The organism is Flavobacterium amniphilum (genome assembly GCF_023634845.1).
In the GTDB taxonomy this organism is placed as follows: Bacteria; Bacteroidota; Bacteroidia; order Flavobacteriales; family Flavobacteriaceae; genus Flavobacterium; species Flavobacterium amniphilum.
In genome coordinates, this window is record NZ_JAMLJL010000013.1 from 1 (window position 1) to 25691 (window position 25691).

The window sequence follows — 25691 nt, forward strand, 5'->3', positions numbered from 1 at the left end:
GCGGGGTGCAAAGATAACATCTTTATTTTCTTCTTTCCAAATCTTTTCGCGATTATTTTTTAAGTTTTTTACTTTCGTTTCAAACCCAATCACTTAGACTTTTTAAGAACATTATGTTAAAGAACTCTGCTTGTTTCACATCTCACTTGTTGTTCAATGCGGGTGCAAAAGTACCACTTATTTTCACTTTTCCTAACCTTTTCTTAATCTTTTTTACCCCTTTTTTACACTTCAACTGAGCCTCAGTAAGTTAGACAGGAAAGTTTTTCCAGAAGAATGCAAGCATGGTCTAAAACAGCTCTCTCCTACTCTTATATATATTGTATAAGCATACCTTCTCTCCTTTACTATATATAAGTATAGACTGAGAAAGCAAGCACACCCGTTGCGGAAGGAAGTGCACACATAGCAGTAACGAGTGTACACTTAGCAGTAACGAGTGCACACTTGGCAGTAACGAGTGTACACTTAGCAGTAACGAGTGTACACTTAGCAGTAACGAGTGTACACATAGCAGTAACAAGTGCACACTTAGCAGTAACGAGTGTACACATAGCAGTAACAAGTGCACACATAGCAGTAACGAGTGCACACATAGCAGTAACGTGTGCGCTTGTTACGAAAGCAAGACTAAACATATACAGGGAAAAATTGAAATATTACTCAATGAATATACTTGCCGGAGCCTGAGAACTACTATGGTAAGCCTCTAGTCACTAAGTACTATGGACTAAGTACTCTCACTAATCACTAGTTACTAATCACTAGTTACTAATCACTAGTTACTAATCACTAGTTACTAATTAACCGCTGTCAGGGTTTGATACTTCGACAAGCTCAGCAACCGCCACTGAAAGGGTTGCTAACAAATAAAGACTTTACTCCTATATATAAGGTATACTATCTTTTGGAGATGTACGCCCGCGTGAGCGGGTGAAGCGGCATCCTTTTATGCAGCGCAGCGGAATAAAAGATATAGCAAAGAGCCCGACCCGGAGGGGCACGCCATTATTTAGACTACTTAGACTACTTAGACTACTTAGACTACTTAGACTACTTAGACTACTTAGACTACTTAGACTACTTAGACTACTTAGACTACTTAGACTACTTAGACTACTTAGATTACTTAGACTCTAATCGCCGGTTGCACTCACTAAGGACTAAGAACTCTTCACTAATCACTAGTTACTAATCACTCATCTATCAAGTGAACTTAATCGCTTTTACCGGCGATATCCTTGTAATAAGGTATGACGGGATTAACAATACCAGCAGACATATCAAGATTGTACCGAGATTGAGTCCTATTATATATAAAGGATTTATTTCGACCGGTGCGGTGGTTACATAATAATTTTCGGGGTTGAGTTTGATGATGCCGTATTGCTTTTGGATAAGCAGCATCCCAATTCCGATGACATTTCCCCAAAGCAGGCCTTTTGCAATGAGATGAAAAGCGTTGTACAAAAAGATTTTGCGGACGGACCAATTCGTTGCACCCATTGATTTGAGTATACCTATTAATTGTGTGCGTTCCAAAATGAGTACCAACAAAGCCACTACCATATTAATGGTGGCCACGATAATCATGACAAACAATATCACCACAATATTAAAATCAAATAATTTTAACCATTCGAAGATGTAGAAATACTTTTCGGCAATGGTTTGTGTGTTGAGCGTTTTTGTTGGGTCCGGTTTGTTTTGTGTGTTATTATACACTTCCGCGCCTTTTTGTTCTATTTGGTCAAAATCATCGAGAAACACTTCGAAAGAGCCCACTTCATCTGCTTTCCATTTATTGATGCGTTGGACATGGCGGATGTCACCAATTAAAAATGTGGCATCGAATTCCTGAAATCCGGAATTGTAAATCCCTACGATTTTAAAAACACGGAGATTGGGCAACTGGTTTCCTCCTTCTTTCATAAAAAAAGTATTGCATTTATCGCCAACTTTCAGTTCGAGTCGGTTTGCCAGGTATTCAGAGATGATGATTTCGTTGTTGAGATCAGCTTTCAGGTCAGGAATTCTTCCTTCCTTAATATATTCCTGCAGATTTTCCCAGTCATAATCCTTACCCACTCCTTTAAAAGCGATTCCTTCGAATGACTTTTCGGTGCGGATAATACCTGCTTTACCGGCTACGGCCTGAATATGTTTGATTCCTTCTACTGAATTGAACTTCGGATAAAAGTCCTGGTTAGTGGAAATAGGCTGGATACTTGCCTGCGATTGATTGTCTTCGAAATTAGAAATGATGATGTGCCCGTTAAAAGCTGAGACTTTCTGGCGTATTTTTTGCTGTAATCCGATACCGGTAGCCACAGAAACTATCATCATCGTGAGTCCGATTGCAATGGCCGCAATAGCGATTTTTATAATTGGCGAAGATATGTTACTTTTATGGTCTTTAGCCTTGGTTAACCGGCTAGCAATAAAATACTCTAAATTCAAAAGACAATGATTTATAAATTGGCCCTCAAAAATACGTTTTTATTCTTGTTTCTGACGATAGTGTCGTGTGGAAATTCTGTTAAGAAAATGGAACAGACAGAAAAGAGCAAAGACAAATCTGAAAAAAACACCATTAAAAACGATGAAATTGTCCCAATACAAACCGGAGCCGATAATCATAAAGCTTATTTACCTTTATTAAAAGGAAAGAAAGTGGGGATTGTAACCAATCAAACAGGAATTTTAACCAACAAAACCCACTTAGTTGATTTCTTATTGGAACAAAAAGTTGACTTACAGAAAATATACGCACCGGAACATGGCTTCAGGGGAACCGCTGATGCCGGTGAACTGATCAAAGACGGAAAAGACACTAAAACAGGTCTACCCATTGTTTCCTTATATGGTAATAACAAAAAGCCAAAACCCGAACAGTTAGTTGGCATAGACGTCATGATTTTTGACCTTCAGGATGTGGGAGCTCGTTTTTACACCTATATATCTTCGTTACATTATGTGATGGAAGCCTGTGCCGAGAACAATATTCCATTATTGGTTTTGGACAGACCTAATCCGAATGGTGGCATTGTTGACGGTCCGGTATTGGAAAAAGAACACAGCAGTTTTGTGGGCATGCACCAGATTCCGGTATTGCATGGAATGACGATTGGAGAATATGCCAAAATGACTAATGGGGAGAAATGGTTAAAAAACGGAGTGCAATGCAAACTGGAAGTGATTCCTTGTTTGAATTACAACCGTAACATGCCCTACAGTTTATTAGCAAAACCTTCTCCGAATTTACCGAATGACCAGTCTATTAATTTATATGCGAGTTTGTGCTTTTTTGAAGGAACCAATGTGAGCGTGGGCCGGGGAACCGAAAAACAGTTCCAAATTTATGGCTCACCTTATTTAGAAAATCATGGTTTTTCGTTTACCCCGAAACCAAATTTAGGAGCTAAAGATCCGGTTTGGAACGGAAAAGAATGCTTTGGAGAAGATTTGACTCAAATCCAAAAGGTGAAACGACTGGAATTACAATGGTTAATTAAGGCGTATCAGGAAAACAGTAAAACGAAAAACGTCTTCTTTAATGACTTTTTTACCAAATTAGCCGGTACCAAAAAACTACAGCAACAAATTGAAAGTGGCGTTTCTGAAACTGAAATCAGAAATTCCTGGACGAAAGGACTGGAAGATTTTAAAACGATGCGAAAGAAATATCTATTATACCAATAACAAAAAATGCCTTTTCACAAAGGCATTTTCTTTTTCATTTCTTCTACTATATTGTAAGCAGCCGGACAGATGGCTACATTTTTTAAGGTCAGATTCGAGATTTGCTGAAACTTCTTTCTGTCGGTGTGCGGAAATTCGCGGCAGGCTTTTGGACGGACATCGTAAATCATACAGTAATTTTCATGGTCCAGAAACGTACACGGAACACTTTTTAACACATAATCATTATCTTCATCAATACGCAGATACTGATCGATGAATTGCTGTGGCTTTTGGCGGAAGTGTTTGGCTATGCGTTCAATATCGGCAGTTGTGAATAACGGTCCGGTTGTTTTACAGCAATTAGCACATTGCAAACAGTCGGTTCTTTTGAATTCGGCATCATGCAATTCCTGCATAACATAATCAATATTCTTCGGAGCTTTCTTTTTCAGCTTGTCGAAATACTTTTTGTTTTCGTTATGCTTATCTTTGGCTAATCTTTGTATTTCTTGTAGTGAAGGCTTCAGCATTTCATTCAGTTTCAGAATGCAAAATTACTCAAATCACATCAAAAAACAATCTAAATAACACATCGTCCCAATGAAAGATCTTTTCGGAAAAGCCATATTAGATTATCAAACCAATAATTCTCCTGAGGATTTAATTACTGAAACCAATATATCGGAAGCCGATGTTATGAGTGTTTCGTATTTGTTCCGTGATTTTTCAGAAATGCCCAAACTGGAACAAAAAGCCTTGCAACTTTGCAAAGGGAAAGTATTGGATGTGGGTTGCGGAGCAGGAAGCCATGCTTTACACCTTCAAAACACAAAACAATTAGAGGTTCAGGCGATCGATATTTCAGCCAATGCTGTTGAAGCCTGTAAATTGAGAGGTGTTAAAAATGTACATGTCCGGAATATTCTGGATGTCCAGGATGAAAAATTCGACACGGTCGTATTATTGATGAACGGTACGGGAATATTCGGTACATTGAAAGAAACCACAAAATACCTTCAGAAGTTAAAATCATTATTGAATCCGGGCGGACAGATTTTAATTGATTCTTCCGATATCATTTATATGTTTGATGAAGATGAAGACGGTGCTTATTTAATTCCGGCCGGTGGCTATTATGGCGAACTTGTTTTTACCGTTTCCTATAAAAACGAAACCGAAAATAGTTTTCCTTGGCTATATTTAGATTACAACACATTGCAAAATGCAGCACATGTCAATGGCTTACAATGTGAGTTAGTCACCGAAGGAGAGCATTTTGATTATTTGGCCCGATTGTTTTAGGAGCTAATCCGGCTATCCGCTACATCTTTTTGGGATGGTTTCGATATCCTCAACCATCCCAAAAAGGATACCGCTTCTATCCGGGCTAGTGTGATTTACTTCCGGATCAAATCAGTCGTAGCAATAATTTCTTCCAGCGCTTTATACAATACATCCAAATCTTCCTGTGAATTATAACCATTAATCGAATAACGGATATAATATTTATCATTCAAAGGCATCACCGGAATCTGGATTTTATATTTATTGTAAAGCATTTCTTTTAATTCCAATGGCTTTTCGGTATGAATAGGTATACTGGCCATCTGTCCCAGAAATTCTAAATTGACCGGACATATCGGTTGTGTATCCACCAAGTCACAAAATTTTTGGTAATTATCCAATACAATCTGTTTCGAAGTGGCTGAAATTTCTTCCCATTTATTTATTTTCAGGAAGTCGATTACTTTTGGCGTACACAGGTAGGCAGAGATCTCATTGGTTCCCTGGTATTCGTGATAATCCAAAAACTGACTTTCTCCCGGCGCCACACTTTCGTAACCCCATGAAACCACTAAAGGTTCAAGATCATTTTGAAATTCTTTTTTTACATATAGAAAAGAACTGCCTTTGGGCGCCAACATCCATTTGTGAAGTGTTCCTGTATAGTAATCCGGATTTAATTCCGCAATATTCAAATCTATATGCCCCGGAACATGCGCACCGTCGATAATGGTAATCAATCCTAATTCCTGTGCTTTGTCGCAAATTTCCTTAACCGGAAAGATTAAAGCGGTAGCACTTGAAATGTGGTTCAGGAAAATCACTTTGGTTTTTGAAGTGTATCCTTTCCAAAATTCGTTTAATAATTCTTCTTTAGATACAATCGGAAGGGTTATTTCCTGACGGATATATTTGGCTCCGGTTTTTTTACAGTAAAAATTCCAGGTTCTGTCCATCGCACCATACTCATGATTGGTACTTAAAATTTCGTCCCCTGGTTGCAGATTCAAACTCCGCATGATAGTATTCACTGCAAAAGTGGGATTTGGGGTAAAATAAATATCCTGTGCTTCACATCCAACAAACTTTGCCAAATGCTCACGGGCCGTTTTTAAATATAAAGGTTGTTTCTTTTGAATAAAAGTTACGGGTTCGTATTCCAATTCATGTTGGAATTTATGGTATTCCTCAAAAATTGGTTTAGGACAGGATCCGAATGAGCCGTGGTTTAGAAAAGTTAGTGAAGGGTCTAACTGGAATAATAATTTCATAGTGTGTAATTTCCCGTAAAAATAAAAAATCCCAACTTACGTTGGGATTAATTTATTTTATAATAATCGGAAAATTGTATTCAACCGAGACATTTTGACCTTTCATCCGGCCGGGTGTCCATTTTGGACATTTAGCCAGAATTCTTTTGATTTCTTTTCCGGCATTGCCCACATCTCTTAAAATATTAATTTGGCTAACGGCACCTTCTGCATTAATGATGATACTTACGTGAACAGTTCCTGTTGGGATGTTTCCTTCTTCATCTTCCTGAATCTGGAAATTCTTCATCACAAACTGCATAAATTCAGACATACCACCCGGGAACAATGGCTTCACTTCAACTGTTTCATATTGAACAGGAACGTCGATACCGTTAATTATAGCTTTTGAAAAACTTAAATTAACACATAACATACTTAAAAGTACTGCAATAATCTTTTTCATAATAATCTCTTTTATGTGTTACTAATTGTGGACAAGTCAAATAGGAAGACAATATTACGAAAACACCGATTAAACAGGTAAAAAATTCGATAAAGTGTTAAAAAAAACACAAAATATAAACAATTACGCACAAAAAAAGCCTTTGAAGAAAATTCAAAGGCTTGATTATCAATTTATTATGCGTGCCTAATAATTTCTAATTGTAATAGGCAAAGTATATGTAACCCTTACAGCTTTACCGTCCTGATCACCAGGTGTCCATTTTGGAGATAACAGCACAACTCTCTTGGCTTCTGCTCCTGTACCGTGACCTAAATCGTTTAAAACTTTCACATCGGTTACAACACCGTTTGTTTCAATTACGAAACTAACTTTGATTACACCACTTACGCCTTCTACATCCGGCATTTGAAAGTTTTTTCCAACGAATTTAATGAACTCATTAATCCCTCCGGGATACATGGGTCTGTTTTCAACTTCTTCATATGGAATTGGTAAATTTTTATTTGCAACGTTGATAGGTGCTTGTGCAAACCCGTATTGGGCCACAAAAAATACTGCGATTAGTAGAATTCTTTTCATATCACTGTGGTATTTTAAAGTTAGTAAAACCAGCCAGTACAGTATCTAAGTTATCTGTTTGGGACAAAAATGCTTTTGAAACTTGGGTAAAAATATATAATTAATTATTTATTAGCAAAATATTAACATTTTAATTTCAAGCTTGTTACATTTTCGAACAAATTTCCTACTATTAGTTATTATTTAAGATCAAAAGCATGATTTTTGTAAATAAATACAGTATTGGAATTGTTTACAGAGTTTTACAGTTTAAAAATATCCAACAAAAAAGGCTGAATTCAACAATTCAACCTTTTGTTTATTTTACATCGACATTGATAGGCAAAGAATACCTGACTCTCACCACTTTTCCATTATGCATTGCGGGTTGCCATAACGGACATTCTTTTAATATTCGTACGCTTCTTCACCTGTACCAAAACCAATATCTCTTATTACCTTAATAAGACCAAGACTCCCGTCTTTTTCCACAACAAACTCAACAATTACTTTACCCTTTAATCCTTTTACATTCGGCAGATTATAGTTTTCACTTATATATAATCCGAATTTTTGCAATCCTCCCGGAAATTCAGGCTGATAATCTAAACCAGCCGAACTATATACGGTATTATCCTCAACAAAAGTATTTTTCTGTGCATAAAAAATTACCGTAAAAAGCAGACAGGAAATAATAAAAACAAATCTCTTCATTATGGTATATTCAGGTATTTATGGGTTTGAAGTGATACTCTCCATTTTGGATTATTCATTACATAATCTACAATTAAAGGAGTCATTTCTTCTTTCTTACTCCATTCAGGCTGCAAAAAAAGTATAGCGTTTGAATTAACTTTTGCAGCTTGTTCTTCTGCGAAAATAAAATCATGCTTGTTATAAATAATAACTTTTAGCTCACTTGCAATATCGTATGCTTCCTGAACTGGTAATTTATTTTTTTTTGGTGAAAGGCAAAACCAATCCCACGAACCTGAAACAGGATATGCTCCCGAAGTTTCGATATGAACCTTAAGGTCTTGAGCTTTCAATCTGCCTGTAAGTTGGCTCATATCCCATGTTAGCGGTTCTCCACCGGTTACAACAACTGTTTCAGCATATTTCTTAGCATTATCAACAATTTTATCAATCCCTGTTGGCGGGTGTAATTCGGCATTCCAGCTTTCTTTCACATCACACCAATGACATCCAACATCGCATCCTCCTATACGGATAAAGTAAGCCGCTGTTCCTGTATGGTAACCTTCCCCCTGAATGGTGTAAAATTCTTCCATCAACGGAAGCATTTCACCTTTCTCAACCGCAATTTGTGTTTCTTTTGTAAGCATAATAATAAAATAGTCTGCAAAGATAATCAAATGATTTTAGTTTTTAGGTCACAGCTAATTGCAAACATGTCTGAAAATAAAAAAGCCGCTCCAAATGAAGCGGCTCCTGAAGTATTCTTGAAATTCAATTATTATTTCAAAGCTTTTTGAAGTGTTAGAGCATCTGCATCTGCAGGATCTAAAAGTAAAGCTTTAGAAACAAAATCCATTGCTTTAACTTTATCCGCTTTACCGAAGTATCTTGCTAACTCATTGTACGCTTCAATCATTTTTCCTTTGTTCTTCTCAATAGTTTCAGGTCCTTTAGTCGTAACAACTTTAGTGAACTCCTCGTAACTTTTTGCCATTTGCTCTTTAGCAGTTGGTTCAGTCAACAAACTATTTACCCTTGCACGGTATAAATGTGCATCCTGTGTTGTTGGTGATGCAGTTGCAACATTCTCAAATGCTTTATCCGCTTTTTGCAATTCAACAACATTCATATCCTTTGGACTCTTCTCAACATTGTTGAAATACAATGAGTATCCTAAGAAGAAATTATCATACAATTTATTTTTCGAATCAGGATTCAACAAGGCAACTTCAATTACAGCTGCAGTTTCAGCATATAATTTCTTTTCGAATAAAGCCTTACCGTTGTCACTTAATTCACCAATTTGGTATTTATCCAAAGTTGAAGCTTTCTTGAAGTTCTCCAAACTCGTTGCGAATAAAGTCTGGTCTACAACCGGCTTATCAGTTTCTTTCGCTCCTGGTTTGATTGCTAACTTTTGCTGTGCGAATCCTAAGTACATGAATGGACGTGGGAATGCTTTAGCAGCAGGATTGGAAATATATTTTTCTAAATCGGCAATTGCTTCCTGATATTTTCCTTTTTCATAAGCAACGTATCCTGAGAACAAATATACTTTAGGATCTGGATTAGCTGATTTTTTTAATTCAGCTGTTTCTTTTTCCAAAGCGTCAAATTCTTTGGTCACATATAAAAAGTCTAACTGACGAAGTTTTGAAGATACTGAATAATCTGTAAGACTCATATACTTTTCATAATTCTCCAAAGCTTTTTTCTTGAATGCAACACTATTTGCCTTGTCAAATGTTGACCAACCAAAATAAGTTTCAGCTAATTCTCTGTAAACCGGACCATAAGAAGGATTTGTCTTAGCAATTTCTTCTAAAGCATTTTTTGCTTCGTTGAATGCTTTTGATTTTTTCAACAAAACACCTTGCTGCATTTTTGCTCTTACGAAAGCGTTATTTGCATCGAAAGAGTTTCTGTAAGAAGCATATGCCTCATTATTATTATTGTCTGCAGCAAAAGCATCTCCCAAAGCAAGTAATGTAGCAGCATCATTCAAGTTAACTGCTTTAGCTTTGTTTAGGACCTCAATTGCCTTTTTATAATTAGGTTTTGAGGAATTAGTGTAAGCTTGACCGATATAAACAAACTGTTCAATATCTTTCTTCTTCATTCCGGCAGTTGCCTGATCGAAATTGAATTGTGCTCCTTGTGCGTTACCATTGTCCAAATCAATTTGACCTAATCCGATATAATTGAAAACTCCACCGTCTTTTGCAGTTATTCCCTTTTGGAAAACCATCTTAGCAGAATCCTGAACACTTTGTTTTAAGTATACGTTACCTAACAGGAAAGCAGCTTTTCCGTTATCCGGTGTATTTTTAACAATCCCTTTTAAAATTGATTTAGCTTTTTCATATTGCTCAGCATCAATTGCTTTTTTTGCCGACTCAACATCTTGTGCAAAAGCAGTATAACCTAACGCTAAAAAAGCGACACTGAAAAATTTTACTTTATTCATTTTTATACTTATTAATTTTATTTATTCTTTTTTTCTATCTCTTTTCGGATGATTATGTTCCGTCCAGGCATTCTTACAGGAACCAAGCCAGACTTAAGAATAATCCGCTGACCAATCTCTCCTGCAACAAAAGAAGCAAATCCCATGCCTAAACCGGAATATCCCTGATAATTTAACATTTTTATTTCCCTTGTCGCCGGATAAATCCCTGATGCAATAAGGTCTTGTGTTGGTTTTGCAAATGTACCATTATTTGCTTTTACATCCAATACACTTACTCTGTCTACGGTTTCCTCAAAATCCGGCATTGGCTGAGTTAACCAATTGACACCTACCACACCGATAGTACCCGGGTTATCAGCAACAAATTTGATAACTTCATTATTTGTATTGAACGAGTAGATATTCTTTGTTGGTAACTTATCAACTTTAGCCAAATCTTTAAAATACTTTACAGTACTGGAATTACCATTATCGAAAACCAAACCGCTAAATTTGTTGCTTTCACCTTTCATAAAAGCAACAACATCTTTCAGATCAATTTTAATATCAGCATCAGATTTGCTTGAAATAAATGCGATACCATCTGTGGCAAACGTAGTTACTTTAGGATTTATTTTCTTCTTAACAAAAAAATAACCTTCTCCTTTCGTTAATTCACGTGTCAGTATAGCTAAATCATTTTTTCCTTCGGAAAGTAGTTTAACGATTTCGGTTTCAGATTTACCGACCAATTTTATTTTTGCATTGTACTGACTTTCGAAAACCATTACCTGATCTTCAATTACCGGCAAAATGGTTTCATCAACCAAAATGGTAACTTTTCCGGTCAAAATAGTATCTGTATTGCTTGCAGTATCTTTTTTATTGCAGCTAAAAACACCAACAAAAAGGGCAATAACGGCAATTACTAAATAAACTTTTTTCATTTTAAGATTTTTGGAAAAAACGGATGAATCTCAGAAAAGCATATACGATTATAACAATTCCCAGACCCATGCGGTAGTTATATGGCATTTTCAAGGGTAGCTTCTCCCAGAATATAATTGCCAATCCCATAGAGAGATAAACTAAAAAAAACAATATACCTATAACGAGAAGAAATCGCTCTTTAAGCGATTTCTTCTCTAATTTATTTGAATAATTATTCATTTATTCAGCTGTAATAGTAACAGAAATTGGTAAGCTAAATCTAGCACGTACTTTCTTTCCGTTTTGTTCTCCCGGTTTTAACTTAGGCATACTTTTCAAAACTCTGATAGCCTCATCACCAGTACCGTAACCTAAATCACGGATTACTTTGATATCTGTTAAACTTCCGTCCTTTTCAACAACGAATTCAACTATTACTCTACCTTTAAGATCTTGACCGGCTCTTTCGGAAATTTCGTCAACTCTATATTTTTGAGCAACATATTGTCCGAATTTACCCCATCCTCCAGGGAATTCAGGTTGAACCTCTAGTCCTGCAGTGCTGTATACTGTATTGTCTTCAACTTCAGCAGGTTTATCAGAGTTTCCTGTTGGCTGATCGATAGAAACTTTTGCATTTTCATCACCTTTTTGGTCTTTCTCTGCAATGTTTTTATCTTTCAATTCATCCATTGTTTTAATCTCTTCGGTAACCTTAGCTGCTTCAACAACTTTCGGTTTTACGAATTTAACCTCGTCCACTTTTGGTTTAGGCGGTTCAGGTTTTTTTTCAGGCGGCGGCGGCGGAACATTTTCTTTTGGTTTATCCAAGTTCATCAATACTACCTTCTCATCAATCGAGTTATCAGCATTATTTCCAGATGGTAATAATTCAATCAATTTAGGCGAACTCACTGCAAAAGCGAAAACAAATCCTCCCAACAACAACGATCTTAACGCCGTTTTAGGATTCTCTTTACGCAATTGGTAAGCTCCGTATTTTTTGTTACGCCCTTCAAATACTAAATCCAACCACTGTGTTCTAAACAAATCTAATTTCATTTCTTTTTCTATTTAGTGGTTTACTTAGACAATAAAGCTTTTTCTTCAGGAGTGATATCAACTAATGCATAAGTAGGCACTTTTGCAATAGCCATCTCATCAAGGATATCAACCATGTTTTTATAATTGGTTTTTTTATCCATTTTAAGGATTACAATCAATCCTTTTTTAGGGTCACCCGTAGCCACTGGAACAGATTGCACTTTTGATAAAATTTCCTGTCTGATACCTGCTTTACCATAAGAAGAATCACTAGGTCCTTCAAGAGGTGTTGCGAACTGTCCCATATACCATTTTACTTTATTGTTTTCTCCCAATAAAATAGTCATGGTACGGTTATCAGCTACTTCAATATCTTCCTCTGGTTTATTTTTATCTTCTTTATCTGGCAACCCCAAATCCATAGACTGAGGCTTTGATAACGAGGTGGTTAACATAAAGAACGTAATCAAAAGGAAAGCTAAGTCAACCATCGCCGTTAAGTCTACCTTAGCGTTCGATTTTTTACTTCTTACCTTCTTTTCGCCTTTTTTGCCACCACCGGCGTCGGTATTTAATTCTGCCATTTCTTAATTTTTATACTGTTAGAAATCTTTACCGCGTAAACCTGTTACTAAATTGAAACTGTTTACGTCCTGTTTCTGTAAAACATCCATCACTCTTTTGATTGCCGGATATTCTAATTTTGCATCACCTTTGATTGCAAATTTCAAGTCATTGTTTGTTAACTCTGCACTTGCAGCACGGGCGTTATAAATCCATCTTGACAATTCGTCTTTCTTTTCATCGATAGAATCCATTGGAATACCTGGCTGAAGACCTTCTTTGTTTCTGTCTGAACTCGTCATTGCAATAACCTGCTTAAGTCCTCCTACCGGAACACCAAAACCATCGATTAATGAGAAACGTGTTTTTTCTTCTTCAGAGAAAGTAATTCCATATTCCTGACCCATTAGTTCAAGAGTTCTCTTTCTAATTGGTCTATCTACCATTCCGAAAAACACTTTACCTTTGCCTACTGTTAAAGTAGCCAGTCCAGCTTCAGGCAATTTTGTCTGAACAGTTGAGCTAGGTGTATCAACAGCTAAAGGCTCCGGTTGTTTTGCTGTAGCAGTCAAGATAAAGAACGTAAGCAATAGGAAAGCTACGTCACACATAGCAGTCATGTCGATTGCACCTGCTTTTTTTTGCGTTTTTACTGCCATATTATTTTTTTTATATCACCGCTATATTACTAACGGTAAAAACTTGTTAATTATTATTTTAAGCTTCCTTTGAAACGTCTGTAAGTATTTACAATCGTGTTTGCTGCCTCATCGATTGAATACGTTAATGTATCAATTTTAGAAGTAAAGAAGTTATAAACAATAATAGCTAAAGCTGAAGTTGAGATACCTGTTGCAGTATTGATAAGTGCTTCAGAGATACCGTTTGCTAACGCTGCCTGGTCAGGAGTACCAGAAGTTGCTAACGCACCGAACGCCTTGATCATACCTGTTACAGTACCTAATAATCCAGCTAACGTTCCTAAAGAAACCATTGTAGAGATGATAGTTAAGTTTTTCTCTAACATTGGCATTTCCAATGAAGTTGCTTCTTCGATTTCTTTGTGGATAGTTTCAGTAGCTTCTTCAGAAGAGAAACCTTCCGCTTTTACTTGGTTATATTTTACTAAACCAGCTTTAATAGCGTTTGCTACTGAACCTTGTTGTTTATCACAAGCTTCAATAGCTGCATCGATATCACCACCGTTAACACTAGCCTGAACTTTTTTCATGAAACCATCTAAATTACCTTTACCAGCTGCTTTATTGATTACAAAGAAACGCTCAAAAGAGAAAACTACTACCATTAATAATAATCCCATTAACACAGGTACGATGATTCCTCCTTTGTAAACCATCCCTAAATAGTTCCCTGGTAGTGGGTGTCCTTCTGGATTACCGCCTTCAAAGTTTGACGGAGCACCCATGATGTATTTCCATACAAGAGCTCCTACAATGATACATGCTACAATTACAACACCAGAGAAAATATCTCCTCCATTTGAACCTTGTTCTTTTTTCTTTTGAACTTTAACGTTGTTTGCCATTTTTACTAAAATTTAATTTTTTTTAATTGATTAATTCTATTGTTAGAAATAGTATAATGGGCAAATTTAACCTAATACTTGTAATAAAAAAATCTTTTTTAAACTTTTATAACACTTCAAATTTTGAATTATTAAACAAAACATACTGCTTTGTTGAGAATAATTAAATTTTTACACTACAAAACAGAGAAAAATAGATTTTTTTACTTTACAAAAACACTATCGCTGAAAATTATTCAACAAAATGTTATTTAAAAACAATACAAATTAAATTTGTTTTATTTCTAAAAACCCGCAATAATCAGGCCATTAAACGCTTGGAAAACAAGAAAAACGCTATATTGCATTCAATATTTATACTATTTATGGAAAGGTTAGAACAATTTAAAGAAGAAATAACAAAAGGCTATACCTGCAAAGGAACATCCATTAATTTAGGCGGTGCTATATTAGACGGTGAAGCCCACAAAATACAAGTAACCATACCCCTAAAAACCATGAACAGACACGGTCTGGTTGCCGGTGCGACAGGAACCGGAAAAACCAAGACGATTCAAGTTCTTTCCGAACAACTTTCACAAAACGGCATACCGGTATTGATGATGGACATAAAAGGCGATTTCTCCGGAATTGCAGCTGCCGGTGAAGAGAAGGATTTCATCACGGAAAGACATTCAAAAATTGACATTCCCTTTTCCCCTAAATCATTCCCGGTAGAATTACTCACATTATCAGAACAAAACGGTGTGCGTTTACGTGCAACAGTTTCTGAATTCGGACCGGTGCTTTTTTCAAGAATTTTAGATTTAAATGAAACCCAGGCTGGTGTTATCGCAGTTATCTTTAAATATTGTGACGATAAGAAAATGCCGCTTCTGGATTTGAAAGACATCAAAAAAGTAATGAATTACATTACCGAAGAAGGAAAAGAAGAAATATCAGAATTATACGGAAAAATATCCACTGCAACCACAGGAACCATTCTGCGCAAGATAATCGAACTGGAACAACAGGGAGCCGACATCTTTTTTGGTGAAAAATCATTCGAAATTGAAGACCTGATGCGCATCGATGAAAACGGTTATGGTTATGTAAACATCGTACGTTTGAATGACATTCAGGACAGACCAAAATTATTTTCAACATTTATGCTGAACCTACTGGCTGAAATCTACAATCAGATGCCTGAAAAAGGAGATATTGAACAACCGGAATTGGTTATATTCATAGATGAAGCCCATTTAATCTTCAACGAAGCAAGCAAAGCTTTACTGGAACAGATTGAAACAATTATCAAATTAATCCGTTCAAAAGGAATTGGCGTTTATTTTATCACCCAAAACCCAATGGATGTTCCGAAAGAAGTTTTAGCTCAATTAGGTCTAAAAATCCAACATGCCTTACGTGCCTTTACAGCAAATGACCGTCAGGCCATCAAACAAACTTCTGAAAACTACCCAATTTCAGAATTTTATGATACAGACGAAATCATCACATCCTTAGGAATAGGCGAAGCTTTAGTAACAGCCTTGAACGAAAAAGGGGTTCCAACTCCATTAGTTGCCTGCATGATGCGCGCACCGGAAAGCAGGATGGATATTTTGACTGAAGATGAAATTTCGAAAATCAATTCCCAATCAAAATTAGTTGAGAAATATGAAGAAGAAATTGACCGCGAAAGTGCTTATGAGATTTTGACCAAAAAAATAGAAGAAATCTCAGAAGAGGTTGCAGAAAAAGAAGAAGAGAAAAGCGCCAGTAAAGGTCCCAGCACAGGAGAAGTTATCGGCAAATCGGTTTTAAAAGTCGTAACCAGCGCCAGCTTCATCCGCGGAGCCTTTAATGTATTAATGAAAGTATTGAAAAAATAACAGATGAAAGGATATTTAACCATAGGCTTATTGATTCTTTCAAACATATTCATGACATTAGCCTGGTACGGCCATTTAAAGTTCAAGGACTTAAAATGGTTTGAAAATGCCGGATTGATAACAATTATTTTAATCAGTTGGGGGCTTGCTTTATTTGAATATTGCTTTCAGGTTCCCGCCAATAAAATTGGTTTCAATGGAAATGGCGGTCCGTTTTCACTATTGGAACTAAAAGTAATCCAGGAAGTAATCACACTCGTCATTTTTGTGATTTTTTCGTTACTTTTTTTCAAGAATGAAAGCCTGAGATGGAATCATTTTGTTGGGATGTGTTTTCTGGTTTTGGCAGTATATTTTATTTTTAAAAAATAAGCATATGAAAAAAGTGATGATAATTTTAAGTTCCTTTTTATTGCTCAGTTGCACCAAACAAAAGGACAAAACGGTTTTACAGGAAGAAATCAGAAAGACCGAACAGGATTTTAACGACAGTACTTCGAAAGATGGAATTGCCAATGCATTTTACACTTTTGCATCTGAAGACGCCGTTATAAAAAGAGAAAACGATACCTTAATCAAAGGTAAGAAAGCAATTAAAGTATATTACAGTAATCCAAAATTCGCCAAAGCAACCGTTACCTGGAAACCGGATTTCATAGATGTATCAGAAGACGGAACCATGGGTTACACTTATGGAAAATATGTATGGACAGCAACCGATTCAATCGGAAATAAAAAGGAATTCAAAGGAGTTTTTCATACCGTTTGGAGCAAACAAAGTGATGGAAGCTGGAAATATGTCTGGGACTAAAAATTATAAAAATGAAAAAATATTTTATACAAAAAGAACCGTTTATCGTTCCAACTACGGACGGCAAATTGATTGAAGAACATCACGGATTGGCCACCACCAATAACAACGAAATATCAATTGCCCATATGGTGGCTCCTCCGGGCTGGAGTGAACCTTTCCAAACTCCTGAATTTGATGAATACACTTATATTATTTCAGGTAAAAAACAGTTCATTATCGAAGATGAAATTATCATCCTTGAAGCCGGACAATCCATTAAAATCAACAAAAACACAAGAGTTCAATACTCAAACCCTTTTGATGAATCTTGTGAATACATTGCAATTTGCAAACCTGCTTTTTCAATGGATTTGGTACATAGAGAAGAAAATTAATTTTTCTTCTCTAAATCTTTCAGCAATCCAAAAGCAAAATAAGCGATCAACATCCCTCCAACAATTATTGAACCCCATAAAAACCAGGCGCTTTGCCAAAAACGTCCTTCCTTTTCCGAACTCTTTGAAGAATTCAATTTTTCAAAACTTTCAATTTCCACTGGAGCCAGTTGTTTTTCAGGGTTCAAATCAAAATTGACTATGTCATAATTTGGTTTGCTGTAATTAGAATCAATCACAACCCTGTAAGCTTCATTTTTCTTCAGATCAGCAACAATACTTAAAGGTCTTTGCAGCAACTCTACCGATTTAATATCTAAGGCCGGATTATCCTGATTGTCGATCTCTACAATTAATTCCTTCTCGAAAATATCCGAAAATTCGAAGTGATTGTTTCCTCCGGAATTCAATTGAAAAACACTAAGGGTTTCCTGATATTCTTCTTTTTGGCGTTTCACGGTTTGGGTTTTGGCAACCAAAATTCTTGCTTCACGCAAAAACATATTTGGCTTTTTTATATTAAAACGAATACCGTTAATAACCTGCGGACTATCGAATTTTATCCGGATACGTGTCACTTTTTCTTTTGAATCATTTTCTACGGAAAAATCAAAATCTGTTAAGCTTACTGAAGGAGCAATTTCAGTTTTGGTCATTTCAAAGTAAGAAGCCAAAAGCACATTCAGCGGCGATGAATTCTTATCATTGAACTCAAACCGGATATATTTGTAATTATTCAGCGGAAAAAGAAACTCTTTATCTATACTAGTTTGCCCATCTTCATACAAACCGTCAACTTGTTGATTATACACCAGTCCAAACCATTGTTTGTTATCATTACTACCACTGATATTATATTGTTTGGTAACCGATGAATTTGCAATTTTCAGGAGCAGCCTGTCTAATTTAGAGGCATCCGGATTCTCAACTACAATATAGGTCTGCTTATTTAGAATCGCATTCCGTTCTATTATTTTAAAGGTTTTCAGATTAAGCACATCAGAACTGGCCGAATATTCAGCGTAAGGAACTTCATTCTTTTTCGAATCAAGTATACGTATGTGATCCAGATTTCCATTACTTGCCGAACGTACATTTGCCGGTATTTTTATCACATGCAAACCATCATTTCTTACTTTGGTCAAGACACCGCTATACTGTTGACTAATAGACACATTTGTCAAAAGCAAAAAAAGAAAACAATTAATTATTCTTTTCATCTGAAACCGTATTTGCATTTTCATCAACAACTAATTTTTTTATTTTCTGATACACAAATGATATGATCAGTATCAACACCCCAAGTAAAATAAAGGCTATAATCTTACCGGTTTCTGACACATTGTTAATATCATAAACAAACAATTTCACAATTGTAAGTCCCAAAAGAGATAAAGCAATGATACGCAAATCTTTCCATTGCTTTTTTATTCCGAAGATCAACAAAATAAAAGACAAAACACCCCATAAAACAGGATATCCAATCTTAACAACCTGCACTTTTATCAAACTCAAGGCATCATCAATATAAAAATCGTACATATAATTATCTTTCCCGGCCTTTTTAACAACTTCCGAATAAATGGCTTTTGTATCAGCAAAATGGTAACAGTGGACAATCAGTTCGTTACTCAATATCAAAACCCCGCTAAAAACCAAAATCCATAAAAAAACCTTAGTTTTCACAAAATCAAATGCAGCAACTTCCAAAATCTGACGGACCAAAATCGACATAAAATAAATAACACATGCCAGAATGATATAATGAAAATAGAAAGCCGTGCTATAATCCAATTTCTCAAGGATATTCTGCTGCACTTCATCAGAAGGAATTCTATATAAATAGGTTATATAAACAAATAGGTTCAAAGTAATCAATAAAGTAATCCATTTGAAAAACCTGACTTTGTCCCATTTCAATCCAAGGAAGAACAAAACTGCACAAAACACAAAATGATACGTTACCGGAAGAGAAAGCGATGAAACCGCATTACTCAAAAACACATCGGCTTGGTAAGCAACTTCTAAAAATCCAACAAGATAACCAACACATAAAGCTACCCACAGAATTGCATTTCTATAAAAAACCGGATTGAACTCCAAAGAAAAAAATACAGTTTCATCTGTTTCCTTTTTAAGCAATAAATAAGTTACCACAAAAGAACCCAAAACTACAATACCAGCTAAACAGGCAGGATTGAAAATGACAGACAAAATAGTTCCCGAGATCTGATAATGATTGTTCCAATCCAAGATCAAACTGATAACTGTCAAAATCTGAACAGCAACAGCTCCTAATTTAAACAACCCAATGCCTGATTTTTGTGACAGCCAGAACAACAGAACAGCTTCACACGCCCAGAATAATGTAATTTGGTTTCCTTCAAATTGAACCGGAATTGTTATCGTGACAAAAGTAAACACAAAACCAATCAACAAATAAACTGCATTCTTATCCAAACCAAACCGTTTGTATAAAAAGCCGGCATATATAAGGTTATAAACTGCCAGCGAAAGTGTAAACAAACCTTTCATTTCCATTCCCCAATTATGGATAATTCCCAATCCTAATCCAAAATAAGCAAATGTATTGGCCACAACAATGAAATAATCCATAGTAGAAAACAATCCTTTACTTCTCAAATTGTTTAAAACAGCTGTAATACTGAACAAAAAGTAAAACAATGTTGCAAATAGCAGTGCTCCTTTGTGCGGAAGTGTATTTTTATCCAATTCTGTCACATACCAAGAAAGAAACAATATCGTAGAAAAAAGGAAAGACAATAGGGTTAAAACATTCCATTTTTTGAAATATGCAATAGCAAGGATTCCAATATTCAATATGGCTATGTAAATGAATAAAACAATGTAATTCCCTTGTCCGGTACTAACCATGAACGGAACAGCAAAACCACCAATCAAAGACAATATAGCTAATTCCTGACGGTCATAAGCCAAAGAAACAAACGTACTGAAAGCCGTAATCACCACCATAATTGAAAAAGCAACAGTCTGGCTGAATAAGTGATAATCATGAAAAGCGATTCCGATGGTAAAATAAAAAATACTGATTGCACCCGCTACCATGACCGAACTGAATGCTTTATAGTTTGCTTTCAGTTTGTGTGCAACACCCATAACCAGTGAACCTGCCAAAATACCGATACCCACTCGCGCCGTTTCATTGATCCAGTTTTTATCAATGGCAAATTTTACAAAAAAACTAATTCCCAGAACCAGAATCAGAATTCCAATCTTATTGATTAAATTCTCACCGACGAATTTCTCTAAGTCAGGATTATTTTCCCTGAACTTCTCGAACCACGACTTTTGAGGCTCAATATATTTTGGTTTTACCATTGCAGCCGGTGTCGTAAATGTTGGTATATTCTCAGGAACAGGTTTAACCTCCGGTTTCATGACTTTTGGTTTATCTTCTTCTTTTACCTCTTCAATTTGTGTTTTTTCATCAATTTTTTCAAATACCGGCGGTTTGGTTTCTGCTTTATTGATATGGAAAGTAACATCCGGTTTTTTTTCCTCACCTGTTACAGCCTTTTCTCCTGAGCCTTCCAGGCGTTTATTAAGTATATTAATTTTTTGATGCAATTTGGAAACAGAATCTTCCAGATTTTGAAACTTGGAATTAACCTTATTCAGTACAAGGATTACAATAACCAATACGATTAACAGTAAAAAAATTTCCATAGAATGATTTTCGTTAGAATATCAAATATAAGGGTTCTGAAAGAATTTCCTGTATAAATAAAAAACCCCAAATCATTTTAACGAATTGGAGTTCTTCCTTATAAAAAATATTTTATTTCGATTTTAACAAACTGATGATTTTATCTTCCACTTCCTGACTGTCCCATTTGTTTTCAATATCAGGAATTCTCATAATTTCTTCCATAATTTTATTTTGGAAATCACCAATTGCCAGTGCTTCGGTGTAAGGCTGTGTACTAAAAGTTACCCGGCTATACAATGGCAACCATTTATCAGGATGCTTATCTGAGAATTTTTTTTCAATTTTCTTCTGGAGTAAGAATGCCGAATCAGCTGTTTTAGTACTCATTTCGATAAAATTCCGAAGTGACAATTCTGCAATAGCATCAGCATTTGGTTTTCGGGATTTTTCATATTCATGGAAAATTGTATCCCAGTCTTCACCATATTTGGCAATCATCTGCATTAATATGGTAATATCTTCAAAGCCTACATTCATACCATGCCCGTAAAAAGGAACAATGGCGTGTGCGGCATCTCCAATCAAAGCTACTTTATCGCCAAATGTCCATGGATAGCATTTCATCATAACCAGATAACTTGTCGGATTCTTGAAGAAATCATCCACAAGATCAGGAATAACATCGGCAGTATCCGGAAAATATTCAGCAAAGAATTTAACCAGTGTAGCCTCATCTTTTAACTCAGCGAAGGAATTTTCTCCTTCAAACGGCATGAATAAAGTGCAGGTAAAACTTCCGTCCAGATTAGCGAGTGCCATCAGCATAAACTTACCTCTAGGCCAGATATGCAGGGAATTTTTATCTATTTTATGTGTTTTATCGGGGTTTGCAGGAATATGTAACTCTTTGTAACCAATTTTCATAAACTCCTGCGAATAATCAAACATACTCTGACGTTGCATACGGTGTCTGATTCTTGAAAAAGCGCCGTCAGCACCAAAGACTTTGTCGTATTTCAATTCTGTCCACTCTCCTCTTTCAGAATCACCTATATGCAGTGTAGCATCAGCTAAAGTAACATCCCAAATTTTATGTTCAAACTTGAATTCAACTCCGGCAGCTTCGGCCAAGTCAATCACTTTTCTATTTAAAACACCTCTTGAAAGTGAAAAAATAGCCTCACCTTCTTTTCCGTAATATTGATAGTTTAACTGACCGTCTTTTAAATGAATGGCTCTTTTATCAACCGGGATTCCTATTTTTCGGATTTCATCATCCAAACCAATATCTGCCAATGCCTTCCAACCTCTGTTTGACATCACCAGATTAATGGAACGCCCTGAAAACTCTACTGTTCTGATATCAGGACTACGGTCAAACACGTGTACGGTATGACCCATTTTTTTTAAATAGATTGCTAATAAAGTCCCAACCAATCCGGAACCAACTATAGCAATTTTTTGAGGAGTTTGCATTGGATTTTTTATAGCGGTTTTGCAAATTTATGGTTTCACAATGAATACGCACATGATTTTAATCATTTTTTTGGGTGAAAAACCAATTTAGTTGAAGATGTTTCAATTTCTTTCCTGTTCATCTTCATTTTTCTGAATTTTCCGTTGACATACATTTCGGCCTGATCATTATAATGCGGACTCATTGGATTCCCTGACTGACCCGAAGGCAAAATGCTCCATGAATTCTCCACATCTGAAAAATCAATTACGCGACGTGTAGAAGGTCCGGATTTAGCCATATGAACTTCTTCATCGGAAGGCTCAAAATTGGTATTATTGATCACTTCATTTCCGCCGGGAATTTCAAAAACACCTACATTAAAAAATGGTTTAAGCAAAGCGACACTTCCCAATGGATGCTTGTATTCAATTTTATGCACCCGGTTCCATGTCCAGGATGTTACATCACTTCCTAATTGATTATCCAAGTTTTGGATTGCTTCTTTAAATGATTTAACCAAAATATCACCACGGCCTTCTTTTTTATTTTTCGTATTGATATCATCCCACCACAATGAATTCTGGTTTTTAGACTGATGCGCAATGGTTTGTTTCATGACATAGGTTTTCATGAACTGTTTAAAAGCTACATCTCCCATCTCATCACTGAAGGTGTTTTTCAGGTAGAAATACATCAGTTTATTGTAGATTGTTGGCGCCACATCAGTAAGTCCGTTGCTTCCTTTCCATGATTTTAAAAATGACAAAGCCTCATTTTCTTCACCAGTCAGTTCTGCAGCACTTAATATCGAAACAAAGTTTTTAGCCACATCTGCCGATTCCATTGAAGTATCATCATTGATCATTTTACCAATTGACTCTTTACTCCAGTCATTTTTACTATCCAACAAATGCGTAATTCTTCTGGCTCTGTCTTTTGGAAGGTAATAACCCTGATAATTGTATCCGTCAATGGCTTCCGGCATATTGTTGGCAGAATACACATAACCCCAACTTGGATTTTGCGCATGAGGGTTTTTACTGAAATCCAAAAACGTTTTCTTATCATCTTTACCGTTTGTGCCACTTAAAATAAAATTGGGATTAACGTCTTTTTCCAATTTGTACAACTTACCAGAAGTAAACCATCCAATATTATTTTTAGCATCACCGTACATAATATTCAATCCCGGTGCGGCAATCAATTCGATGTTTTTATGAAAATCTTCAATACCGTTTGCATGACTTAAACTGTAAACGGCATCTAAAATGTGATTAGGCTGTTGGGTATAAATCCAATGAAAAGCAATCGGTTTTTGCGGATTAAAATCTTTCAGAATTCCATTCATTACCGGACCGTGACTGGTTTCCTTTATAGCTAATTTCACATCGGAACTATCTTTTACTTTTATAACCTTATTACGGATTTTAAAATTGGAATATCCCGGACCGTTTTTATACTGCGTATCATTTGATGGATTACTTTCTTCTTCAAAGAAATCGGCGTCATCGTTTTCAAACATCGTTAAACCGTAAGCATATTGACGGTTATGACCTAATAACGGAAATGGTGTTCCGGCCAGATAATATCCGTAGATTTCGTAGTCCGGGCAATTGATATGAGCCTCGTACCATGTTCCGGGTTGCGAAAATTCAATATGGGGATCATTAGCAAAAATGACACGACCGTTTTGGGTTTTCTGAGGACCAACCACCCAACTGTTACTTCCGATAAAAGGAGCAACGGGTGAACTTTCCATTAAGGCTGTTACCGCTTTAGAAGCTTCAATATATTGATCAGTTTTTTTATCAGTCACTTTAATTTTAACGGTGTTGAACGAATAATCAACACCCAGTTCTTTCAGATAATCATCTCCCAACTTATTCCGCAAATCAGTCATTAACGGATCTGTACGTTGTGCCATAGCAAAGCTGAAAGCCATATAACCGAATGTATTGTAAACATCTTTCAAAGTGAAAGGTTTCTTTTCAATTCCTAGTAAGGAAAATTCAATAGGTGTTTTACCGTTTTCAACATATTGGTTAATTCCGTCCAAATAAGCCATCGCCATTTGATAGGAAGGACTGCTTTTGTCTAATTTCTTAATTGCTTCTTCCGAATGCTCGTCAATCCCCAATGCGATAAACAATTTATCATTCTGCAATGCTCTTGTACCGAAGATTTCCGAAAGTTTTCCGGGAGCTATTCTTCTCAACAATTCCATTTGCCACAAACGGTCTTGGGCATGCACATATCCCAATGCTGTCATGGCATCTTTCTGGTTTTTGGCATAAATATGCGGAACCCCGAATTCGTCAAAATACACATCAGTTTCGGCGGAAATGTTTTTGAGTCCCAACTCACCTTCATACTCAGGTTTTGTAGTGAGCAGATAACCATAAATACCAATCACGGCAAGCACAATCAGAATAAATAAAGACAGAAGAAATTGTTTAATTCTTTTCATTTAGAAGATTTTAATCAAATTTAAAGAAATAACCGTTTCTTCATAAAAAAAGTGCATCTATTTTCGAGATGCACTTTCTAATTTGGGTTAAAATTTGTGGCGATTATTTCTTTTTCGATTCGTCTATAATTGCTCCGGTTCCTGCACCTACTCCAGCACCTGCCAAACCACCAATTACAGCTCCTTCTCCTTTCTTCTTACTAATTGCAGCTCCGGTTATAGCACCTACTCCGGCACCAATCACCGCACCTTTGGCGGCTCCGCTCCATTTTTTTCTTGCCGGAGCCGCCTGATTAACCACAACTACTTCTTTATTAGAAGATTGTGCCTGAGCTGCACCCACGGCTTTCATTGAGTCAATGATCCGTTGCTTTTCCATTTCCATTTTCATTGAGTCGATCGTAGCCTGTTTGATTTCGGCTTCAAGATTTTTATCAGTTACGCCTTCTTTATTGGAATCTTTACATGAATTCAATGTTAATACACTTATAATGATTATAGCTAAATTTCTCATGACTTATCATTTTAAATTATACAG

The 25691-nt window shown here is 36.1% G+C and carries 24 protein-coding genes; 6 read left to right on the top strand and 18 right to left on the bottom strand.

Annotation, left to right across the window (positions count from 1 at the left end; genetic code table 11):
• Window positions 1-1206 precede the first annotated feature (1206 nt).
• A complete protein-coding gene (locus NAT51_RS14255) occupies window positions 1207-2460 on the bottom strand; it encodes an ABC transporter permease (RefSeq protein WP_250599770.1) in 1254 nt (417 codons plus the stop codon).
• Window positions 2461-2466: 6 nt separating this feature from the next.
• Here NAT51_RS14255 and NAT51_RS14260 point away from each other — a divergent pair, with 6 nt between their 5' ends.
• Window positions 2467-3702 (top strand): exo-beta-N-acetylmuramidase NamZ family protein, encoded by a 1236-nt coding sequence (locus NAT51_RS14260; RefSeq protein ID WP_250599772.1) that lies wholly within the window; start codon window positions 2467-2469, stop codon window positions 3700-3702.
• Between the two features lie 14 nt (window positions 3703-3716).
• Here NAT51_RS14260 and NAT51_RS14265 read toward each other — a convergent pair whose 3' ends face one another.
• The gene (locus tag NAT51_RS14265; RefSeq protein ID WP_394799704.1) at window positions 3717-4214 is read right to left on the bottom strand and encodes a YkgJ family cysteine cluster protein; all 498 of its coding nucleotides are present in this window, start codon (window positions 4212-4214) and stop codon (window positions 3717-3719) included.
• Window positions 4215-4284: 70 nt separating this feature from the next.
• Here NAT51_RS14265 and NAT51_RS14270 point away from each other — a divergent pair, with 70 nt between their 5' ends.
• Window positions 4285-4986 carry a class I SAM-dependent methyltransferase gene (locus tag NAT51_RS14270; protein ID WP_250599774.1) on the top strand — a complete coding sequence of 234 codons (702 nt, stop codon included), beginning with the start codon at window positions 4285-4287 and terminating at the stop codon, window positions 4984-4986.
• Between the two features lie 95 nt (window positions 4987-5081).
• Here the strand turns inward: NAT51_RS14270 and NAT51_RS14275 are convergent, their stop codons facing one another.
• The 11 genes from NAT51_RS14275 to NAT51_RS14330 all read right to left on the bottom strand — a co-directional run bounded on the left by NAT51_RS14275 (window position 5082) and on the right by NAT51_RS14330 (window position 14477).
• Window positions 5082-6239, bottom strand: coding sequence for an aminotransferase class V-fold PLP-dependent enzyme (locus NAT51_RS14275; RefSeq protein ID WP_250599776.1), 1158 nt, complete (start codon window positions 6237-6239; stop codon window positions 5082-5084).
• Between the two features lie 52 nt (window positions 6240-6291).
• Window positions 6292-6684, bottom strand: a complete 393-nt coding sequence (locus tag NAT51_RS14280) for an energy transducer TonB (protein ID WP_250599778.1) — start codon at window positions 6682-6684, stop codon at window positions 6292-6294.
• 186 nt (window positions 6685-6870) lie between these two features.
• Window positions 6871-7266 (bottom strand): energy transducer TonB, encoded by a 396-nt coding sequence (locus tag NAT51_RS14285; protein WP_250599780.1) that lies wholly within the window; start codon window positions 7264-7266, stop codon window positions 6871-6873.
• 387 nt (window positions 7267-7653) lie between these two features.
• Complete coding sequence (locus NAT51_RS14290; RefSeq protein WP_250599782.1) at window positions 7654-7959, bottom strand: energy transducer TonB; 306 nt, start codon at window positions 7957-7959, stop codon at window positions 7654-7656.
• Window positions 7959-8591, bottom strand: a complete 633-nt coding sequence (locus NAT51_RS14295; protein ID WP_250599784.1) for a 7-carboxy-7-deazaguanine synthase QueE — start codon at window positions 8589-8591, stop codon at window positions 7959-7961. The genes NAT51_RS14290 and NAT51_RS14295 overlap by 1 nt, the downstream gene beginning before the upstream one ends.
• A 131-nt stretch (window positions 8592-8722) precedes the next feature.
• Window positions 8723-10411 (bottom strand): tetratricopeptide repeat protein, encoded by a 1689-nt coding sequence (locus tag NAT51_RS14300; RefSeq protein WP_250599786.1) that lies wholly within the window; start codon window positions 10409-10411, stop codon window positions 8723-8725.
• Window positions 10412-10428: 17 nt separating this feature from the next.
• Window positions 10429-11340: a PstS family phosphate ABC transporter substrate-binding protein gene (locus tag NAT51_RS14305; RefSeq protein WP_250599788.1), complete on the bottom strand. Its 912-nt coding sequence runs from the start codon at window positions 11338-11340 to the stop codon at window positions 10429-10431.
• 223 nt (window positions 11341-11563) lie between these two features.
• Complete coding sequence (locus tag NAT51_RS14315) at window positions 11564-12385, bottom strand: energy transducer TonB (RefSeq protein ID WP_250599792.1); 822 nt, start codon at window positions 12383-12385, stop codon at window positions 11564-11566.
• A gap of 20 nt (window positions 12386-12405) precedes the next feature.
• Window positions 12406-12951 carry an ExbD/TolR family protein gene (locus NAT51_RS14320; protein ID WP_250599793.1) on the bottom strand — a complete coding sequence of 182 codons (546 nt, stop codon included), beginning with the start codon at window positions 12949-12951 and terminating at the stop codon, window positions 12406-12408.
• Window positions 12952-12969: 18 nt separating this feature from the next.
• On the bottom strand, window positions 12970-13590 hold the full coding sequence (locus tag NAT51_RS14325) for an ExbD/TolR family protein (protein WP_250599794.1): 621 nt from the start codon (window positions 13588-13590) through the stop codon (window positions 12970-12972).
• Window positions 13591-13643: 53 nt separating this feature from the next.
• On the bottom strand, window positions 13644-14477 hold the full coding sequence (locus NAT51_RS14330) for a MotA/TolQ/ExbB proton channel family protein (protein WP_250599795.1): 834 nt from the start codon (window positions 14475-14477) through the stop codon (window positions 13644-13646).
• 365 nt (window positions 14478-14842) lie between these two features.
• Here NAT51_RS14330 and NAT51_RS14335 point away from each other — a divergent pair, with 365 nt between their 5' ends.
• From NAT51_RS14335 to NAT51_RS14350, 4 genes are read left to right on the top strand one after another with little or no spacing between them, the layout of a single operon-like run.
• Window positions 14843-16348: a helicase HerA-like domain-containing protein gene (locus tag NAT51_RS14335; RefSeq protein ID WP_250599797.1), complete on the top strand. Its 1506-nt coding sequence runs from the start codon at window positions 14843-14845 to the stop codon at window positions 16346-16348.
• 3 nt (window positions 16349-16351) lie between these two features.
• Window positions 16352-16720, top strand: a complete 369-nt coding sequence (locus NAT51_RS14340) for a DMT family protein (protein WP_250599800.1) — start codon at window positions 16352-16354, stop codon at window positions 16718-16720.
• Window positions 16721-16724: 4 nt separating this feature from the next.
• Complete coding sequence (locus NAT51_RS14345; RefSeq protein ID WP_250599802.1) at window positions 16725-17159, top strand: YybH family protein; 435 nt, start codon at window positions 16725-16727, stop codon at window positions 17157-17159.
• 11 nt (window positions 17160-17170) lie between these two features.
• Window positions 17171-17536: a cupin domain-containing protein gene (locus NAT51_RS14350; protein WP_250599804.1), complete on the top strand. Its 366-nt coding sequence runs from the start codon at window positions 17171-17173 to the stop codon at window positions 17534-17536.
• Here NAT51_RS14350 and NAT51_RS14355 read toward each other — a convergent pair.
• From NAT51_RS14355 to NAT51_RS14375, 5 genes are all read right to left on the bottom strand, one after another.
• Complete coding sequence (locus tag NAT51_RS14355; protein WP_250599806.1) at window positions 17533-18756, bottom strand: hypothetical protein; 1224 nt, start codon at window positions 18754-18756, stop codon at window positions 17533-17535. The genes NAT51_RS14350 and NAT51_RS14355 overlap by 4 nt on opposite strands.
• Entirely contained in the window at window positions 18740-21244 is a 2505-nt protein-coding gene (locus NAT51_RS14360; RefSeq protein WP_250599808.1) for a DUF2339 domain-containing protein, read from the bottom strand. The genes NAT51_RS14355 and NAT51_RS14360 overlap by 17 nt, the downstream gene beginning before the upstream one ends.
• A 112-nt stretch (window positions 21245-21356) precedes the next feature.
• A complete protein-coding gene (locus NAT51_RS14365) occupies window positions 21357-22703 on the bottom strand; it encodes an FAD-dependent oxidoreductase (protein ID WP_250599810.1) in 1347 nt (448 codons plus the stop codon).
• 62 nt (window positions 22704-22765) lie between these two features.
• The gene (locus NAT51_RS14370) at window positions 22766-25153 is read right to left on the bottom strand and encodes a penicillin acylase family protein (protein ID WP_250599812.1); all 2388 of its coding nucleotides are present in this window, start codon (window positions 25151-25153) and stop codon (window positions 22766-22768) included.
• A gap of 103 nt (window positions 25154-25256) precedes the next feature.
• On the bottom strand, window positions 25257-25667 hold the full coding sequence (locus NAT51_RS14375) for a glycine zipper family protein (protein WP_250599814.1): 411 nt from the start codon (window positions 25665-25667) through the stop codon (window positions 25257-25259).
• Window positions 25668-25691 lie beyond the last annotated feature (24 nt).

Coding starts and splice junctions, on each gene's coding strand:
- NAT51_RS14325 (WP_250599794.1), bottom strand. CDS start 13,590: ATGGCAGTAAAAACGCAAAAAAAAGCAGGTGCAATCGACATGACTGCT.
- NAT51_RS14280 (WP_250599778.1), bottom strand. CDS start 6,684: ATGAAAAAGATTATTGCAGTACTTTTAAGTATGTTATGTGTTAATTTA.
- NAT51_RS14275 (WP_250599776.1), bottom strand. CDS start 6,239: ATGAAATTATTATTCCAGTTAGACCCTTCACTAACTTTTCTAAACCAC.
- NAT51_RS14345 (WP_250599802.1), top strand. CDS start 16,725: ATGAAAAAAGTGATGATAATTTTAAGTTCCTTTTTATTGCTCAGTTGC.
- NAT51_RS14330 (WP_250599795.1), bottom strand. CDS start 14,477: ATGGCAAACAACGTTAAAGTTCAAAAGAAAAAAGAACAAGGTTCAAAT.
- NAT51_RS14335 (WP_250599797.1), top strand. CDS start 14,843: ATGGAAAGGTTAGAACAATTTAAAGAAGAAATAACAAAAGGCTATACC.
- NAT51_RS14360 (WP_250599808.1), bottom strand. CDS start 21,244: ATGGAAATTTTTTTACTGTTAATCGTATTGGTTATTGTAATCCTTGTA.
- NAT51_RS14260 (WP_250599772.1), top strand. CDS start 2,467: ATGATTTATAAATTGGCCCTCAAAAATACGTTTTTATTCTTGTTTCTG.
- NAT51_RS14270 (WP_250599774.1), top strand. CDS start 4,285: ATGAAAGATCTTTTCGGAAAAGCCATATTAGATTATCAAACCAATAAT.
- NAT51_RS14285 (WP_250599780.1), bottom strand. CDS start 7,266: ATGAAAAGAATTCTACTAATCGCAGTATTTTTTGTGGCCCAATACGGG.
- NAT51_RS14295 (WP_250599784.1), bottom strand. CDS start 8,591: ATGCTTACAAAAGAAACACAAATTGCGGTTGAGAAAGGTGAAATGCTT.
- NAT51_RS14370 (WP_250599812.1), bottom strand. CDS start 25,153: ATGAAAAGAATTAAACAATTTCTTCTGTCTTTATTTATTCTGATTGTG.
- NAT51_RS14365 (WP_250599810.1), bottom strand. CDS start 22,703: ATGCAAACTCCTCAAAAAATTGCTATAGTTGGTTCCGGATTGGTTGGG.
- NAT51_RS14320 (WP_250599793.1), bottom strand. CDS start 12,951: ATGGCAGAATTAAATACCGACGCCGGTGGTGGCAAAAAAGGCGAAAAG.
- NAT51_RS14315 (WP_250599792.1), bottom strand. CDS start 12,385: ATGAAATTAGATTTGTTTAGAACACAGTGGTTGGATTTAGTATTTGAA.
- NAT51_RS14265 (WP_394799704.1), bottom strand. CDS start 4,214: ATGCTGAAGCCTTCACTACAAGAAATACAAAGATTAGCCAAAGATAAG.
- NAT51_RS14340 (WP_250599800.1), top strand. CDS start 16,352: ATGAAAGGATATTTAACCATAGGCTTATTGATTCTTTCAAACATATTC.
- NAT51_RS14375 (WP_250599814.1), bottom strand. CDS start 25,667: ATGAGAAATTTAGCTATAATCATTATAAGTGTATTAACATTGAATTCA.
- NAT51_RS14305 (WP_250599788.1), bottom strand. CDS start 11,340: ATGAAAAAAGTTTATTTAGTAATTGCCGTTATTGCCCTTTTTGTTGGT.
- NAT51_RS14290 (WP_250599782.1), bottom strand. CDS start 7,959: ATGAAGAGATTTGTTTTTATTATTTCCTGTCTGCTTTTTACGGTAATT.
- NAT51_RS14300 (WP_250599786.1), bottom strand. CDS start 10,411: ATGAATAAAGTAAAATTTTTCAGTGTCGCTTTTTTAGCGTTAGGTTAT.
- NAT51_RS14355 (WP_250599806.1), bottom strand. CDS start 18,756: ATGAAAAGAATAATTAATTGTTTTCTTTTTTTGCTTTTGACAAATGTG.
- NAT51_RS14350 (WP_250599804.1), top strand. CDS start 17,171: ATGAAAAAATATTTTATACAAAAAGAACCGTTTATCGTTCCAACTACG.